This is a genomic window from Ramlibacter pinisoli, from assembly GCF_009758015.1.
GTDB classification, from domain to species: domain Bacteria; phylum Pseudomonadota; class Gammaproteobacteria; order Burkholderiales; family Burkholderiaceae_C; genus Ramlibacter; species Ramlibacter pinisoli.
In genome coordinates, this window is record NZ_WSEL01000003.1 from 2,192,517 (window position 1) to 2,207,228 (window position 14,712).

General features: G+C 69.4%; 17 protein-coding genes and 1 tRNA gene. 12 read left to right on the forward strand and 6 right to left on the reverse strand.

Translation table 11 applies throughout. The features are described from left to right. The first annotated feature begins 76 nt into the window (after positions 1 to 76). The 6 genes from GON04_RS11915 to GON04_RS11940 all read left to right on the forward strand — a co-directional run bounded on the left by GON04_RS11915 (position 77) and on the right by GON04_RS11940 (position 4,128). A complete protein-coding gene (locus tag GON04_RS11915; protein WP_157398069.1) occupies positions 77 to 919 on the forward strand; it encodes an AAA family ATPase in 843 nt (280 codons plus the stop codon). A gap of 7 nt (positions 920 to 926) precedes the next feature. Further along, positions 927 to 1,142: a hypothetical protein gene (locus GON04_RS11920; protein WP_157398070.1), complete on the forward strand. Its 216-nt coding sequence runs from the start codon at positions 927 to 929 to the stop codon at positions 1,140 to 1,142. A gap of 3 nt (positions 1,143 to 1,145) precedes the next feature. Continuing rightward, on the forward strand, positions 1,146 to 1,739 hold the full coding sequence (locus GON04_RS11925) for a GNAT family N-acetyltransferase (protein ID WP_157398071.1): 594 nt from the start codon (positions 1,146 to 1,148) through the stop codon (positions 1,737 to 1,739). A 15-nt stretch (positions 1,740 to 1,754) separates the two neighbouring features. Next, positions 1,755 to 2,945: a vWA domain-containing protein gene (locus tag GON04_RS11930; protein WP_157398072.1), complete on the forward strand. Its 1,191-nt coding sequence runs from the start codon at positions 1,755 to 1,757 to the stop codon at positions 2,943 to 2,945. Positions 2,946 to 3,077: 132 nt separating this feature from the next. After that, positions 3,078 to 3,152, forward strand: a tRNA-Arg gene (locus GON04_RS11935). A gap of 271 nt (positions 3,153 to 3,423) precedes the next feature. Next, positions 3,424 to 4,128 (forward strand): GntR family transcriptional regulator, encoded by a 705-nt coding sequence (locus GON04_RS11940; protein ID WP_370530044.1) that lies wholly within the window; start codon positions 3,424 to 3,426, stop codon positions 4,126 to 4,128. A gap of 94 nt (positions 4,129 to 4,222) precedes the next feature. Here the strand turns inward: GON04_RS11940 and GON04_RS11945 are convergent, their stop codons facing one another. From GON04_RS11945 to GON04_RS11960, 4 genes are read right to left on the reverse strand one after another with little or no spacing between them, the layout of a single operon-like run. Next, positions 4,223 to 5,137 (reverse strand): ornithine cyclodeaminase family protein, encoded by a 915-nt coding sequence (locus tag GON04_RS11945; protein WP_157398073.1) that lies wholly within the window; start codon positions 5,135 to 5,137, stop codon positions 4,223 to 4,225. Positions 5,138 to 5,148: 11 nt separating this feature from the next. Continuing rightward, positions 5,149 to 5,913, reverse strand: a complete 765-nt coding sequence (locus tag GON04_RS11950) for a sulfite exporter TauE/SafE family protein (RefSeq protein ID WP_338050940.1) — start codon at positions 5,911 to 5,913, stop codon at positions 5,149 to 5,151. After that, positions 5,910 to 6,518, reverse strand: coding sequence for a 2Fe-2S iron-sulfur cluster-binding protein (locus tag GON04_RS27255; protein WP_370530045.1), 609 nt, complete (start codon positions 6,516 to 6,518; stop codon positions 5,910 to 5,912). Before GON04_RS27255 ends, GON04_RS11950 begins: the two co-directional genes overlap by 4 nt. A gap of 14 nt (positions 6,519 to 6,532) precedes the next feature. Then, positions 6,533 to 6,835, reverse strand: coding sequence for a 2Fe-2S iron-sulfur cluster-binding protein (locus GON04_RS11960; RefSeq protein ID WP_157398074.1), 303 nt, complete (start codon positions 6,833 to 6,835; stop codon positions 6,533 to 6,535). Positions 6,836 to 7,003: 168 nt separating this feature from the next. Between GON04_RS11960 and GON04_RS11965 the strand changes: the two genes are divergently transcribed. The 5 genes from GON04_RS11965 to GON04_RS11985 all read left to right on the forward strand — a co-directional run bounded on the left by GON04_RS11965 (position 7,004) and on the right by GON04_RS11985 (position 11,779). Further along, complete coding sequence (locus GON04_RS11965) at positions 7,004 to 7,759, forward strand: iron-containing redox enzyme family protein (RefSeq protein WP_157398075.1); 756 nt, start codon at positions 7,004 to 7,006, stop codon at positions 7,757 to 7,759. Next, positions 7,756 to 9,204: an aldehyde dehydrogenase family protein gene (locus GON04_RS11970; protein ID WP_157398076.1), complete on the forward strand. Its 1,449-nt coding sequence runs from the start codon at positions 7,756 to 7,758 to the stop codon at positions 9,202 to 9,204. The genes GON04_RS11965 and GON04_RS11970 overlap by 4 nt, the downstream gene beginning before the upstream one ends. A gap of 31 nt (positions 9,205 to 9,235) precedes the next feature. Continuing rightward, positions 9,236 to 9,715: a GlcG/HbpS family heme-binding protein gene (locus tag GON04_RS11975; RefSeq protein ID WP_157398077.1), complete on the forward strand. Its 480-nt coding sequence runs from the start codon at positions 9,236 to 9,238 to the stop codon at positions 9,713 to 9,715. Beyond that, positions 9,712 to 10,722 (forward strand): 2Fe-2S iron-sulfur cluster-binding protein, encoded by a 1,011-nt coding sequence (locus GON04_RS11980; protein WP_157398078.1) that lies wholly within the window; start codon positions 9,712 to 9,714, stop codon positions 10,720 to 10,722. Before GON04_RS11975 ends, GON04_RS11980 begins: the two co-directional genes overlap by 4 nt. Positions 10,723 to 10,819: 97 nt before the next feature. Further along, a complete protein-coding gene (locus tag GON04_RS11985) occupies positions 10,820 to 11,779 on the forward strand; it encodes a Bug family tripartite tricarboxylate transporter substrate binding protein (RefSeq protein ID WP_157398079.1) in 960 nt (319 codons plus the stop codon). A gap of 114 nt (positions 11,780 to 11,893) precedes the next feature. Here the strand turns inward: GON04_RS11985 and GON04_RS11990 are convergent, their stop codons facing one another. Both GON04_RS11990 and GON04_RS11995 read right to left on the reverse strand, forming a co-directional pair. Beyond that, the gene (locus GON04_RS11990) at positions 11,894 to 12,121 is read right to left on the reverse strand and encodes a YMGG-like glycine zipper-containing protein (RefSeq protein WP_157398080.1); all 228 of its coding nucleotides are present in this window, start codon (positions 12,119 to 12,121) and stop codon (positions 11,894 to 11,896) included. 12 nt (positions 12,122 to 12,133) lie between these two features. Continuing rightward, positions 12,134 to 12,517, reverse strand: coding sequence for a hypothetical protein (locus GON04_RS11995; protein WP_181654011.1), 384 nt, complete (start codon positions 12,515 to 12,517; stop codon positions 12,134 to 12,136). A 500-nt stretch (positions 12,518 to 13,017) separates the two neighbouring features. Here GON04_RS11995 and GON04_RS12000 point away from each other — a divergent pair, with 500 nt between their 5' ends. After that, the gene (locus GON04_RS12000; protein ID WP_338050942.1) at positions 13,018 to 14,712 is read left to right on the forward strand and encodes a DUF1302 domain-containing protein; all 1,695 of its coding nucleotides are present in this window, start codon (positions 13,018 to 13,020) and stop codon (positions 14,710 to 14,712) included.

A 14,712-nucleotide genomic window follows, 5' to 3' on the forward strand; every position in this document is an offset into this window, starting at 1 on the left:
TCGACGAGCGTTTTCCGGATCAACCGATGATTATAGGGCTGGCACCTCAGCGGCCCGGCACCCCACCCCTCCCGTCATGAAATTCCAAGGCTCCCAGAACTACGTCGCCACCCAGGACCTGATGCTGGCGGTCAACGCGGCCATCACGCTCAAGCGCCCGCTGCTGGTGAAAGGGGAGCCCGGCACCGGCAAGACGATGCTGGCCGAGGAAGTGGCGCAGTCGCTGGACCTGCCGCTGCTGCAGTGGCACATCAAGTCGACCACCAAGGCGCAGCAGGGCCTGTACGAATACGACGCGGTGTCGCGCCTGCGCGATTCGCAGCTCGGTGACGAGAAGGTCAAGGACATCCACAACTACATCGTCAAGGGCGTGCTGTGGCAGGCCTTCACGGCCGACCAGCCGGTGGCGCTGCTGATCGACGAGATCGACAAGGCCGACATCGAATTCCCCAACGACCTGCTGCGCGAGCTGGACCGGATGGAGTTCTACGTCTACGAGACGCGCGAGCTGGTCAAGGCGAAGCACCGGCCGCTGGTGTTCATCACCTCCAACAACGAGAAGGAGCTGCCCGACGCCTTCCTGCGCCGCTGCTTCTTCCACTACATCAAGTTCCCGGACGCCGACACCATGCGGCAGATCGTGGGCGTGCACTTCCCGGACCTGAAGAAGGAGCTGCTCACGGCGGCGATGAAGACCTTCTACGACGTGCGCAACCTGCCCGGGCTGAAGAAGAAGCCCAGCACCTCCGAGCTGCTCGACTGGCTCAAGCTGCTGGTGGCCGAGGACATCCCGCTGGACGCCCTGCAAAGCAAGGACGACAAGGTGGCGGTGCCGCCGCTGGTGGGCGCGCTGCTGAAGAACGAGCAGGACGTCACCCTGTTCGAGAAGCTGGTGTTCATGCAGCGCAACAACCGCTGACGCCGCCATGAACCCGCTGCTGCTCGAAGGCCTGTCCGACGCCATCGGGTTCGTCGCCGGTGCCGGGCTGGGCTATGCCCTCGCCCACCTGCTCGGCCTCGATCCGCTGGCGCCCGGCTATGCCGCCGGCACCGTGGCCGGCATCGCGCTGGTGGGCATCGGCGGTGGCGCCGGCCTGCACCTGGCGCGGCGCTGGCGCGCCGGCCGCCGCCGGCAGGGCTGACCCATGCGCAAGCCCGAACCCACCACCCTTGCGACCGGCCCGGTGCGGCTGGTGCCGCTGGCGCACGGGCACGTGGCCGGCCTGGAGGCCGCCGCCGCCGACGGCCAGCTGTGGACCGTGCGCGTCACCAGCGTGCCGGCACCGGGCGAGACCGCCGCCTATGTCGAGGCCGCGCTGCGCGGCCAGGCCGACGGCCACATGCTGCCGTTCGCGGTGCTCGATGCCGACGGCACCGTGCTGGGCACCACGCGCTACCACGACATCGTGCCGGCCGTGGAGCGGCTGGAGATCGGCTACACCTGGTACGCCCGGCGGGCCCAGCGCACCGCCGTCAACACCACCTGCAAGCTGCTGCTGCTCACGCATGCCTTCGAGTCGCTGGGCGCAAGGCTGGTGGGCTGGCGCACCGACAACTTCAACTTCCGCAGCCAGCGGGCCATCGAGCGGCTCGGCGCCCGCCGCGACGGCGTGCTGCGGCACCACGCGCTGCGGCGCGACGGCACCGTGCGCGACACGGTGATGTACAGCCTGGCGGCCGGCGAATGGCCGGAGGTGAAGGCGCACCTGCAGGACCTGCTGGCCCGGCCGCGCGACTGACCCCGGAGGTCCGACATGCTGATCGACTTCTTCTACACGCTGCGCAGCGCCAAGCTGCCGGTCTCGGTCAAGGAGTACCTGGTGCTGCTGGAGGCGGTGCAGGCCGGCGTGGTCGGCCCCACCAGCGAGGGCGCCTGGAGCCTGGACGACTTCTACTACCTGGCGCGCACGGCCCTGGTCAAGGACGAGAAGCACTACGACAAGTTCGACCGCGCCTTCGCGGCCTACTTCAAGGGCGTGGAGATGCTGGCCGACTTCAGCAAGGACATCCCGCTGGAGTGGCTGCGCAAGAACCTGGAGCTCGAGCTGTCGCCGGAGGAGAAGGCGAAGATCGAGAAGATGGGCTGGGACGAGCTGATGGAGACGCTGAAGAAGCGCTTCGAGGAGCAGAAGGACCGGCACGAGGGCGGCAGCAAGATGATCGGCACCGGCGGCACCTCGCCCTTCGGCGCCTACGGCTACAACCCGCAGGGCATCCGCATCGGCCAGGACAAGGGCCGCAACCGCAGCGCCGTGAAGGTGTGGGACCAGCGCGCCTACAAGGACTACGACGACAGCCAGGAACTGGGCACGCGCAACATCAAGGTCGCGCTGCGGCGGCTGCGCAAGTTCGCGCGCCAGGGCGCCGAGGAGGAGCTGGATCTGGACGACACCATCCGGTCGACCGCGGCCAACGCCGGCTACCTCGACATCAAGATGGTGCCCGAGCGGCACAACAACGTGAAGGTGCTGCTGCTGATGGACGTGGGCGGCACGATGGACGAGCACATCGGCCGCGTCGAGGAGATGTTCTCGGCCGCCAAGGCGGAGTTCAAGCACCTGGAGTTCTATTACTTCCACAACTGCGTCTACGACTTCATGTGGAAGAACAACCGCCGGCGCTTCAGCGAGAAGTTCCCGACCTGGGACATCATCCGCAAGTACAACAAGGACTACAAGCTGGTGTTCGTCGGCGACGCGACGATGAGCCCCTACGAGATCCTGCAGCCGGGCGGCAGCGTCGAATACAACAACGAGGAAGCCGGCGCCGAATGGATCCAGCGCCTGACCAACGCCTTCCCCAAGTTCGCCTGGATCAACCCCGAGCCGCACGGCGTCTGGCAGTACCGCCAGAGCATCAGCGTCATGCAGCAGCTGATGAACGGCCGCATGTACCCGCTCACCATCAAGGGCCTCGAGGAGGCCATGCGGCTGCTGTCGAAGTAGGGCTCGGCATCGATCGCCCCGCGGCGCTCTTCCCCTCGCCCCGCCCGGAGGAGGGAGGCCGGACGGGAGGTGCAGGCAGTCCGGCCGGAACGGCGGCTGCGAGTGGGCGCCATACAATGGCGCCCACTCGCAGCCGCCGTAGTTCAATGGATAGAACGAGCGCCTCCTAAGCGCTAGATACAGGTTCGATTCCTGTCGGGGGCGCCAGCCTCCTCCGCAGCGGGTCCCCCCAGCAACCAACCAAGCAGCAGCCCGTTCGCCACCCGCACGCATGGAACCCGTCCGGCTGCCGCGTGCTCGACCGGCTGGTCCGTCCGGTTGTATACAACCGCCGGATTCCTCTGCCCTTGGCGCCGGTGTCGCATGCACGCCCAACCATGGTGGCGGAAGGGCTCGAATCCCACGTGGCCGTCGTCGTGCGGAATACAATATCCAGCATCAGCACGGGAAGTGAGCCCGGCAGCAAGTGAGTGCCCCGATGAACGACGAAGTCCCGCAAGCCCTGAACGCCGCGATGGAAGCCAACCCCCTGGGGTTGCCGGAGCGCCGGTTGGGCGAGAGCCACTCGCCCCTCACGCGGCTGGTGGTCGACAAGCTGCGCGAGCGCATCCTGTCCGGCACGGTGGCCGCCGGCGATCGCCTGGTGGAGGGCCGCTTGTCCGACGAGCTCGGCGTGTCGCGGATGCCGGTGCGCGAGGCCCTGCGCCAGCTGGCTGCGGAGGGCATCGTCACCATCGAGCCGCGCCGCGGCGCCACCGTCACGCAGTTCAACGCGGAACAGGTGCGCGAGCTGGTCGAGGTGCGGGCGACGCTGGAAGGCCTCAATGCCAAGCTGGCGGCGCGCCGCCACGACCCGGCCAAGATCGCCGAGTTGCAGGCCATCCTGTCGGAGGGCGTGCGGCTCGCCGACGGCGGCGACCCCGTGGTGCTGATCCGTCTCAACGAGCGCTTCCACGACGCGCTGGCCAACATCGCGTCCAACTCGATCCTGCGCGACATCATGCGGTCGCTGCGCGATCGCACGGCGCTGCTGTTCGCGCCGCTCAACCGGAACCAGGGCAAGCAGAACTGGGAAGATCACGCCGCCATCCTGCGCGCCGTCATCGCCGGCGATACCGAGCTGGCCGCGCTGCTTGCCACGCGTCACGTGTACAGCGCGGCGCAGATGCAGCCGACCGCCTGAGGCCTCTCACGGCCGCAGGCGTCCGAGGCCTGGGGATCGCGCCCCAGGATACTGATCTGGAACTGGGGGGCTGCGGCCGGCAGGCCGCGGCAGGCTAACGCCCGGCGACGACGCGCTCGTACGCCAGACCGGCCAGGGCGATGTCCTGCAGGCCCACGCCCACGGCCTTGTAGACCGTGATGTCGTCCGGCCCGCGGCGCCCCGGGTGGCGGCCGCTCACCAGGTCGGCGAACTCCGCCACCTTGCCGGCCAGCACGTCCGGCCGGGCGCGCTGCAGGTCACCGGATTCGCGCAGCGTCTGCGGCCCCCAGTCCACCACGATGCAGCTGGCGCGCTCGAGCGCGGCATCGTCCAGTTCGCGCGTGTGCGGCAGGCTGGAGCCGATGGCGGCCACGAAGCAACCGGCCGGCAGCTGCGCGCCGGCGAACAGCGGCTCGGTGGCGCGCGAGGCGGTCACCACCACGTCCGCATCGGCCAGCGCGCCGGCCGCGTCGGTCATGCGCACCGGCACGCCGCACTGCGCCTGCAGCTGCGCCGCCGTGTCGGCGGGAGCGAAGGGGTCGACCACGCGGATCTCCTGCAGGTCGTGCGCCTGCGCGAACTGCAGGGCGTGGGCGCGCCCCTGGACGCCGGCGCCGAAAATGGCGAGCCGGCGCACCTGCGGCCGCGCCAGGTGGCGCGCGGCGATCACCGATCCGGCCGCGGTGCGCAGCCGCGTGATCGCATTGGCCTCCAGCGTGGCCAGCGGGCGGCCGTCGCGCGTCGAGAACAACTGGATCACGAAGTTGAACTGACCGGCGATGGTGCTGTAGACCTTGGCGCCCGCATGGCCCTGGTCGGGCAGCACGGCCCCCATGGTGGAGATCTTGACGCCGCCGGCCTCGGTACGGATGCGCTCCTGCATGGCGGCGCGGCCCTCGGCGAAGCTGCGAAAGGCCGCCAGCAGCACTTGCTGCGCGTCCGCCGGGGTCACGGCGGTGTCGATCATGGCGTCGGTGATGTGGAGCATGGGTTCGGGAACTAGACGTGGAAGAAGGCCTGCGCCAGCACGGCCAGAGCACTCAGGGACGCGAGCGTCAGCAGCCCGCTGCGCAGGCCGCGCGCGGAGATGCGCGTCGAGAGCGGCCCGGAGACGGCGAATCCTGCCAGCATCCAGGGGATGAGCAGCAGGCCCACCAGGAGCTCGCCGCCGCTCACGCGGCCGGCGGCCTGCAGCGCCGCCAGCGAGATCGCGGAGCCGAGGAAGAAGATGCAGCCCAGCGTCGCGCGCAGCGGCGCGGGCGGCAGGTTCTGCATCGCGATGGCCAGCGGCGGCGCGCCGGCCGAGGTGATGGTGCCCATGAGGCCGGAGGCGAATCCCGCGGTGCCGCTGGCCACCGGCGTCGCCCGGACGCGCCATCCGCGCAGGCTCAGGCCCACGCCGGTGAGGATCAGCAGCGCGAACAGCACCGACAAGGTGGCCGGCGAAGCCAGCTGCAACACCGCCGTGGCGAGCAGCGCACCGCCGGCGCGTCCGGCCAGGGCATAGCCGGCGGTGGACCACTCGATGGCGCGGAATTCGCGCACCATGGCCAGCAGCGCCAGCGGGCAGCCCAGCGCCAGCAGCGGCCCGGGCACCAGCTCGGGGAACAGCAGCAGCGCCAGGGGCGCGCAGAACATCGCGAAGCCCAGCCCGCCGATCCCCTGCAGGCAGGCGCCGCCGAACACCATGGCGCCCATGGCGGCATAGCGGCCGGCGCCCAGGCCGGCCGGCCAGTGACCCTGCAGCCAGACCGCGGCGGTCACCACGCCACCGCGATGTCGCCGTGCACGAAGGTCTGGCAGGCCAGGCGATAGCCCTGCGCCAGCTGCGCCTCGTCCAGGTGCTTGCGCTCCTTGGGCTTGACGGCGTCGGTGTTCTCGCGGCCCAGCACGATGCGGCACTTGCAGGTGCCGCAGACGCCGCCGCCGCACTTGAAGGGAATGCCGCCCTGCTCGCGCAGCGAGATCCGCAGCAGGCTGCTGTTGGCCGGCGCGCTGACCTGGCGCTCGTTGTTGTTGAGGAAGGTGATGCGCACCTTGGCCGGCGCGGCCGGCGCCACGGGGGCCGCCGGCACCTCCTCGCGTACCAGGCGGGCGTCGAGGTCGCCGAAGCGCACCAGGTTCTCGAGCTCGCTGCGCGCCTGCTCGATGCGTTCGAAGGTGGGCAGGAACTTGCTGGGCACCTCGTTGACCGACGATGCGTCGGCCTCGTCGACGATGCGCACGCGCGAGGCGCCCTGCAGTTCCGCGACCACGAAGCGCGCGCGCAGGCGGCCACAGAGCAGGTAGTCGTAGCGCTCGCGCGGCTGCATGCCGGCGCCGGGTTCGCTGCGGTACTGGCCGGGCTTGCTGGTGAGGATGACGAACATGGATCTGGACTCCTTCAGGCGGCTGCCGGTTCCTGCAGCAACTCGATGTCGTGCTCGAGCCAGAGCTGGCAGACCAGGCGGAACCCCTGCTCCAGCCGCTCGCCCAGCTGCTTCTTTTCCTTCCAGTTGGGCGGCGGCAGGTGCTCGCCGCCGGCCAGCACCTTGCAGGCGCAGGTGGCGCACTTGCCCATGCCGCACTGGAAGCTGAGCTCGGGATAGGGGAACTGCTTGATGCCGGCCCGCACCACCAGGTTGGTGTTGGGCTTGACCTCGTCGCGCACCGTGGTGCCGTTCTTGTGGAAGGTGACTATGGGCATGGTTGCGCTCGTGAATCTGTCTTGGGCTACAGTATACCGTTTGAGATCGCGCTCGCACACCCCATTCCGAGTGATTGCCTAGGGGTTAGTACTAGTTTTCCGTCGGCACTCATAGAATACAGTATCCCACCTGCCCGATTCCCGGGCCTTCCTTTGGAGATGAACGCAATGCCCGCACTCATGGACCGCGACCAGTTCCGGACCGCCCTCGAACAAGCCATCCAAGGCAAGAGCGCCAACAAGTCGCCCTTCAGCATCGCGTGGGCCACCGGCAAGCTCAGCCGCGCCCACCTCGCCCGCTGGGCCGAGAACCACTACCACTACGTCGGGCCGTTCGCCGACTACCTGGGCTACATCTACGCCCGCACGCCGGACACCATGACCGAGGCCAAGGACTTCCTGCTGTCCAACATGTACGAGGAAGAGATCGGCGGCGACCGCCACACCGACCTCCTGATCCGCTTCGCCGAGGCCTGCGGCACCACCCGCGAGCGCGTGGTCAGCCCGGACAACATGTCCGCCACCACCCGCGGCCTGCAAAGCTGGTGCTACGCCGTCGCCATGCGCGAGGACCCGGTGGTGGCCGTGGCCGGCCTGGTGGTGGGCCTGGAGTCCCAGGTGCCGTCGATCTACCGCAAGCAGACCCCGACGCTGCGCGACAAGTACAAGTTCAGCGACGAGGAAGTCGAGTTCTTCGACCTGCACATCGTCTCCGACGAGATCCACGGCGAGCGCGGCTACCAGATCGTGCTGCAGCACGCCACCACCGTGGAACTGCAGCAGCGCTGTCTGAAGATCTGCGAGATCGGCGCCCAGATGCGCCTGCTGTACACCACCGCCCTGTACAACGACTACGTCGCGCAGGACCTGCCGCTGGCCGACCTGATGGCGGCCGACAGGAAGCCCGAGCCGGTGCTGGCATGAGCGAGACCTACCGCAACCTGGTCGGCGGCGAGTGGGTCGCCGCCGCCTCAGGCCAGACCTTCGAGAGCCGCAACCCGGCCGACCGCCGCGAGCTGGTGGGCCGCTTCGCCGCCGGCGGCGCCGAGGATGCGCGCGCCGCGGTGGCGGCCGCCGCCAAGGCCTTTCCGGCCTGGCGTGCGATGGCGCCCGGCAAGCGCGCCCAGGTCCTGAACAAGGCGGCCGCGTACCTGGAGCAGAACGCCGCCCAGTTCGCCTGCGAACTGACGCAGGAGATGGGCAAGCCGCTGGCGCTGGCGCAGGACGAGATCGCGCGCACCGCGCAGACCCTGCGCTTCTACGCGGTGGAAGGCCAGACCTACAGCGGCGAGACCTTCCCCTGCGACGACCCCGACATGGTGGTCTACACCCAGCGCGAGCCGCTCGGCGTGGTCGCCGTGATCGCGCCCTGGAACTTCCCGGCCTCCATCCCCGCGCGCAAGATCGCACCGGCGCTCATCACCGGCAACACGGTGGTGTTCAAGCCCTCCTCCGACGCACCGCTGACAGGCCTGCGCCTGGCCGAGGCGCTGGTCGCCGGCGGCCTGCCGCCCGGCGTCTTGAACTTCGTCACCGGCCGCGCCAGCGAGATCGGTGCGGCGCTGACCGGCGCGCCGGAGGTCAAGGCGGTCACGTTCACCGGATCCACCGCGGCCGGCGAGCAGATCCACCGCAGCGTGGCCATGACCACCCGCACGCAGATGGAGCTGGGCGGCAAGAACCCGCTGATCGTGATGGAAGACGCCGACCTCGACGCGGCGGCCGACCTCGCGGTCAAGGGCGGGCTGTCGCTCACCGGCCAGGCCTGCACCGGCACCAGCCGCGTGCTCGTCATGCAGCCGGTGCGCGAGGCCTTCCTGGCCAAGCTGCTCGCGCGGGTGCAGGCGCTCAAGATCGGCAACGGCCTGGAGCCCGGCATCGACCTCGGCCCGCTCGCCACCGCCAAGCAGTTCGAGACGGTGCTGTCGTACATCGAGATCGGCAAGACCGAAGGCAAGCTGCTGTGCGGCGGCCGCGCCCTCACCGGCCCGGCGCACGAGCACGGCTGGTTCGTCGAGCCGGCGGTGTTCACCGACGTCTCGCCGCAAGCGCGCATCGCCCAGGAAGAGATCTTCGGGCCGGTGCTGGCGGTGATCACGGTGGACAGCTACCAGCAGGCCATCGCCATCGCCAACGACACGCCCTACGGCCTGTCGGCCGCGATCGCCACCCGCAACCCGCGCTACGTGCACGAGTTCTGCCGCGACATCCAGTCCGGCACCGTGAAGGTCAACCGCACCACCACCGGCAACCTGACCAACGCGCCCTTCGGCGGCTACAAGGCCTCCACCGGCTCGGGCTTCCGCGAGTCCGGCCGGGTGGGCCTGGAATTCTTCACCCAGACCAAGACCGTGTACCGCGCCGTCTGAAGCGCAACCGAGACAGAGAGAACCAAGGACCATGAAAAAGGCCATCCGACTGGAACTGGCAGAAGCCAGGCACATGGCGCGAGCGGCGCTGCAGAAGGCCGAGCAGATCGGCGTCAAGGAGACCGTGTGCGTCGTCGACGAGGGGGGCTACCCCCTGGTGCTCGAGCGCATGGACGGCGCCCGCATCACCGGCCCGCAGATCGCCTGGAACAAGGCCTTCACCGCCAGCGGCCACAAGCGCTCCACCCACCTGTTCACCCGCGCGCCCGACGGCCCGGCCCTGCCCGGGAACGAGGCCTTCGGCATCCAGCTGAGCTTCGAGGGCCGCTTCGCCGCCTTCGTCGGTGGCTACCCCATCGTCGTCAACGGCGAGGTGGTGGGCGGCATCGGCCTGTCGGGTGGCAACGGCGAGCAGGACACGCACTGCGGCGTGGCCGGCCTGCAGGCGCTGGCCGACCTGCTGCAGGTGCAGGGCTACGACGTCACGGTCCAGGCCGACATCAAGAAATGAAGCACCGCGTGTTCGTGCTCGAGACCGGCTGCGCCTTCGAGGCCGGCCGCGACGAGACCCTGCTGGAAGCGGCCACCCGCCAGGGCGTGCAGCTGCCGCACGAATGCACGCTGGGCGGCTGCGGCGCCTGCCGCATCCGGCTGGCCGAGGGCAGCGTCAGCTACGACGAGATGCCGCTGGCGCTCTCCGAGGAGGAGGCGCAGGCCGGCTTCGCCCTGGCCTGCCAGGCGCGCGCCTGCGGCGACCTCGCCATCAGCGTGCCGACGGCCGCGCTGCCGCAGGCGCAGCGGCGCAGCGGCGTGGTGCGCGTCCTGCGGCAGTTCACGCCGGACGTGCTCAACCTGCAGCTGGAGCTCGAGAGCGAGCCGCTGGAGTACCTGCCCGGCCAGTACATGAACGTGCTGCTTCCCGAGGGCGGCCACCGCAGTTTCTCGATGGCCTCGCGGCCGCAGGGCAACCGGGTGGACTTCCACGTGCGGCAGGTGCCGGGCGGCCGTTTCACCGACGGCGCGCTGCGCAGCCTGCGCGCCGGCGACCGGCTGGACGTGGAGATCCCGCTGGGCGGCTTCCGCTACCACGCGCAGGACTACCGGCCGCTGCTGATGGTGGCCACCGGCACCGGGCTGGCGCCGCTCAAGAGCATGCTGGAAGCGCTGATGGACGACGCCGACTGTCCGCCCGTGTCCCTCTACTGGGGCATGCGCACCGAGGCCGACCTCTATCTTGCCGACGAGATCCGCGGCTGGGGCGAGCGGCTGTACGAGTTCAACTTCGTGCCAGTGCTCTCGCGCGCCGATGCGGGCTGGACGGGACGGCGCGGCCATGTGCAGGACGCCGTGGAGCAGGACCTGCCGGACCTGTCGGACCTGTCGGAACACGCGGTCTACCTGTGCGGCTCGCCCGCCATGATCGCCGACGCCAAGCGGCGCTTCCTGGCGCGCGGCGCGAGCGCGGCACACATCTACGCGGACGGGTTCAGCTTCCAGCACGAGGAAGCGCTGGCATGACCGCGCGCACGGTTTTCGAGGGACGCACGGCGTCCGCAGAGTTTGCAATCGGGCCCGTCGAGGCCCATCATGGAAAAAGGAACAGGTCGTGAAACTGATGAACAGGCTCGCTGGCGCGCTGGCGATGACGGCAATGGCCACGATGGCCGCCGCCCCGGCGTTCGCGCAGCAATATCCCGACAGGCCGATCAAGGTGGTGGTCACCACCGTGCCCGGCCCGCTGGACGCCTTCGCCCGCGCGGTGGTCAACCAGATGTCGCTGAAGCTCAAGCAGCCGATGGTGGTCGAGAACAAGCCGGGCGCCGGCGGCAACCTCGGCACCGACGTCGTGGCCAAGGCACCGGCCGACGGCTACACGGTGCTGTTCGCGCTGGATTCGACCTTCACGGTCAATCCCTCGCTGTACGAGAAGATGCCCTTCGACGTCAGCAAGGACCTCGCCGTGATCGGCGTGCCGGTCACCTACAGCCAGATGCTGGCCGTGGGCCCCAACGTGAAGGCCAACAACCTGCCCGAGTTCATGAAGCTCGCCAAGGCCAGCAAGATGTCCTACGCCTCCGGTGGCAACGGTTCGCCCAGCCACCTGACCATGGCGGCGTTCCTGGGCGCCGCCGGCCTGGAGATGGTGCATGTGCCGTACAAGGGCACCGGCGCCTCGGTGGTGGACGTGATGAGCGGCCAGGTCGACAGCGTGTTCGCCGTCACCAGCGGCATCTGGCCGCAGGCCAAGGCGGGCAAGGTCAAGCCGCTGGCGGTCTCCGGCACCCAGCGCTCGCCGCTGGCGCCCGACGTGCCCACGGTGGCCGAACTGGGCCTGCCGCAGTTCAATGCCACCTTCGCCTACGTGATGGCCGTGCCGGCCAACACGCCCAGGGAGATCCAGCAGCTGCTGACGCGTGAACTCGCCGCCGCCATGAAGTCGCCGGAAGTGGCGGAGTTCAACCGCATCAACGACTACGCGGTCACCGACATGGGCCAGGAAGCCTCGGCCAACTGGCTGCGCGACACCCGCAAGCGCTGGAACGGCGTGATCACGTCGGCCAAGATCACCAACTGAGCGCCCCCGCGCGCTGCAAACGACGGCCCCCGCGCGGGGCCGTCGCCGTTTCCGCTCCGGGGTTCACGCCGGCTGGCTGCCCGCGCTGGCGGCGGCCGCCCCCGCGGCCCGGCATCACTGGGGCGGCCGGTTGGCCCTCATGTTGCCGGCCACGCCACCGGCCACGGCGCCGATGGCCGCACCCGTCCAGCCGCTGCCCCCGGCAATGGCGGCAATCCCGGCCCCCGCTGCGGCGCCGATTGCCGCGCCCGACGCCGTACTCTGCTGCTGCGACGTCATCGACGTGCATCCGATCAGCCCGGCAACCAGGGCGACAACGCCCATCCATGCGACTCGCTTCATGGTGCGCCTCCGTCATCTGGCCTTCTGCAAACCGGGCAGTGCCATCTCGAACCAGAGCGTCTCGATGACCGGTCGCTGGAGCTGGTCCCGGTGCGATGCGTACCAGCGATCGAGCCCCTCGCGAACGGTGTCGAGTGTGTGGTCCTGCAGCCCCTTCTGCAGGCGCGGCAGGACGCTCTGGGCATCGGTGGGAGCGTTGCCCGCGTGGTAGGCACGCTCGACCTGGACGATGTTGGCAATGCCAATGAGGTAGGCCTTCTTGACCTGTTCCGACGATTCGGTCCATTGCTTGCCCGTGACGAGCGGCAGTTCGTCCGCGCGGGCCATGCCGCCGGCGGCGGCCAGGACCACACAAGCAGCAGCCACCGATGCGCGCGCCTGGAGTCTCATTGCCATGGCGATCTCCTTGGTTCGCCGCAAGTTGATCCGTACGGTCCGGCGCTGGCGATTGGACCTAGGTCCCATGCCCGCGGGGACCAGGGCCGGGTGACCTGACGCCCGGGCGCCACCGCGTTCGACGGTGACCGCAGGGGGAAGCGTTGGGCGGTGAGGCGGCGCGTTGGCTCCCGTTTCACCCAGTGTTCATTCCCTGCCGGTGACCCCACACGGCCGACCAGCCGTTCGTCGCTTGGGCATGGCGACTGGATTCCCGACCGGTTTCCTGCGCCATCGTGCCCATCCGTGGAAAAGGCACTGCCGGCGGGGCATTCGCCACACCAGCAGTCACGGCCGAGGCAGGTCTTCTCAGGGGAAACCCTAGACCCGCCGCCGCCCCCCACACCAAGGGGGGGGATGCATCGCCCCTCACTCACAAGAATCATGCCGTGCAGACGAAGCACGCGAGCCTTCTTGCGCGTGTCCTCGTCTGCCTCGCCCCCCAAACCCGAGGAGACCCAGTGACGCTATCCACCCCGCGGCTGCCGATGCAAGGAACAGACCGCGCCTTCCCGTTCACCGCCATCGCCGCCGGCGCCCTGCTGGCCTGCTGCGGCAACGCGCTCGCCATGGAGATCGACACGGGCAACCCCGACGTCTCCGTGCGCTGGGACAACTCAGTGCGCCTGAACTACGCCACGCGCGTCGAGAACCGCGACCCCAAGATCGGCAACTCGCCGCTCTCCGACGAGGGCACCTTCAGCTTCGACCGCGGCGACGCCGTGTCCAAGCGCATCGACCTGCTGTCCGAGCTGGACGTGGTCTACAAGAAGCGCCACGGCTTCCGCATCAGCGGCGCGGGCTGGTACGACGGTGCCTACGGCAGCACCAGCCGCAGCAACCCCACCTTCGCCGCCATCCCCAGCTACGTCAACAACCAGTACAGCCCGCTGACCAAGCGCTTCTACGGCGGTCCCTCGGGCGAGATCCTGGACGCCTTCGCGTTCACCGGCTTCGACGCCGGCAACGTGCCGGTGCAGGCCAAGGCCGGCCGCCACACGCTGTACTGGGGCGAGTCGCTGTTCCTCGGCGGCCACCTGCACTCGGTCTCCTACTCGCAGAACTCGCTTGACCTGCAGAAGGGCTTCGCCACCCCCGGGACCGAGGCCAAGGAACTGTTCCGCCCGCTGAACCAGCTCTCGGCCCAGGCCCAGCTGACCGACGAGCTGTCGGTGGCCGGCCAGTACCTGCTGCAGTGGGAGTCGGCCCGCTACCCCGAGGGCGGCACCTACCTCGGTCCGGTGGACGGCGTCTTCAACGGCCCCGACCGCCAGTTCCTGTCGGCCGCGGCCGGCTTCGCCAACCGCGGCCCGGCCTTCGAGCCGCCGCAGCGCGGCGAGTTCGGCCTGTCGGCGCGCTGGAGCCCGAAGGCGCTCGACGGCGGCACGGTCGGCTTCTACTACCGCCGTTTCGCCGACAAGCTGCCCCAGGTGCTGATCACCAGCCCGAGCACGGTTCCGAACGGCAGCCAGTACAACCTGGTCTACGCCGACGGCATCGACCTGTTCGGCGCGAGCTTCGCCAAGAACATCGCCGGCATCAGCTTCGGCGCGGAAGTCTCGACCCGCCGCAACACGCCGCTGTTCTCGACCACGCTGGGCGTCGCGCCCGGCCGGCCGGCCGCCGGCGACACCAACGGTGCCCGCGGCGACACCTGGCACGCCCTGATGAACGCCACCGGCGTGGTGCCCAAGACGGCGCTGTTCGATGCCGCCGTCTGGGCCGCCGAACTGCAGTGGTCGCAGTGGTCCAAGGTGCGCAGCGGCGCCAACCTGTTCTTTGCCGAGGGCTTCGCCCCCTGCAACGGCAGGGACAAGTGGGACGGCTGCGCCACGAAGGACTACCTTGGCACCAGTGTCGCGTTCACGCCCACCTGGTACCAGGTGTTCGCCGGCGTGGACCTCTCCGCGCCCATCACGTATTCGGTGGGCCTGCACGGCAACTCCGCCGTGACCTTCGGCGGCAACGAGTCGCTGGGCAACTACTCCGTCGGCCTCAGTGCCGACGTGCAGCAGAAGTACCGCTTCGACCTGAAGTACATCGACTTCGTCGGTCGCTACAAGGACAACGGGACGGCCGTGACCGCCACCAACGGCCTCAACACCTTCCTGCGTGACCGCGGCTTCGTCAGCCTCACGTTCCGCACCACCTTCTAA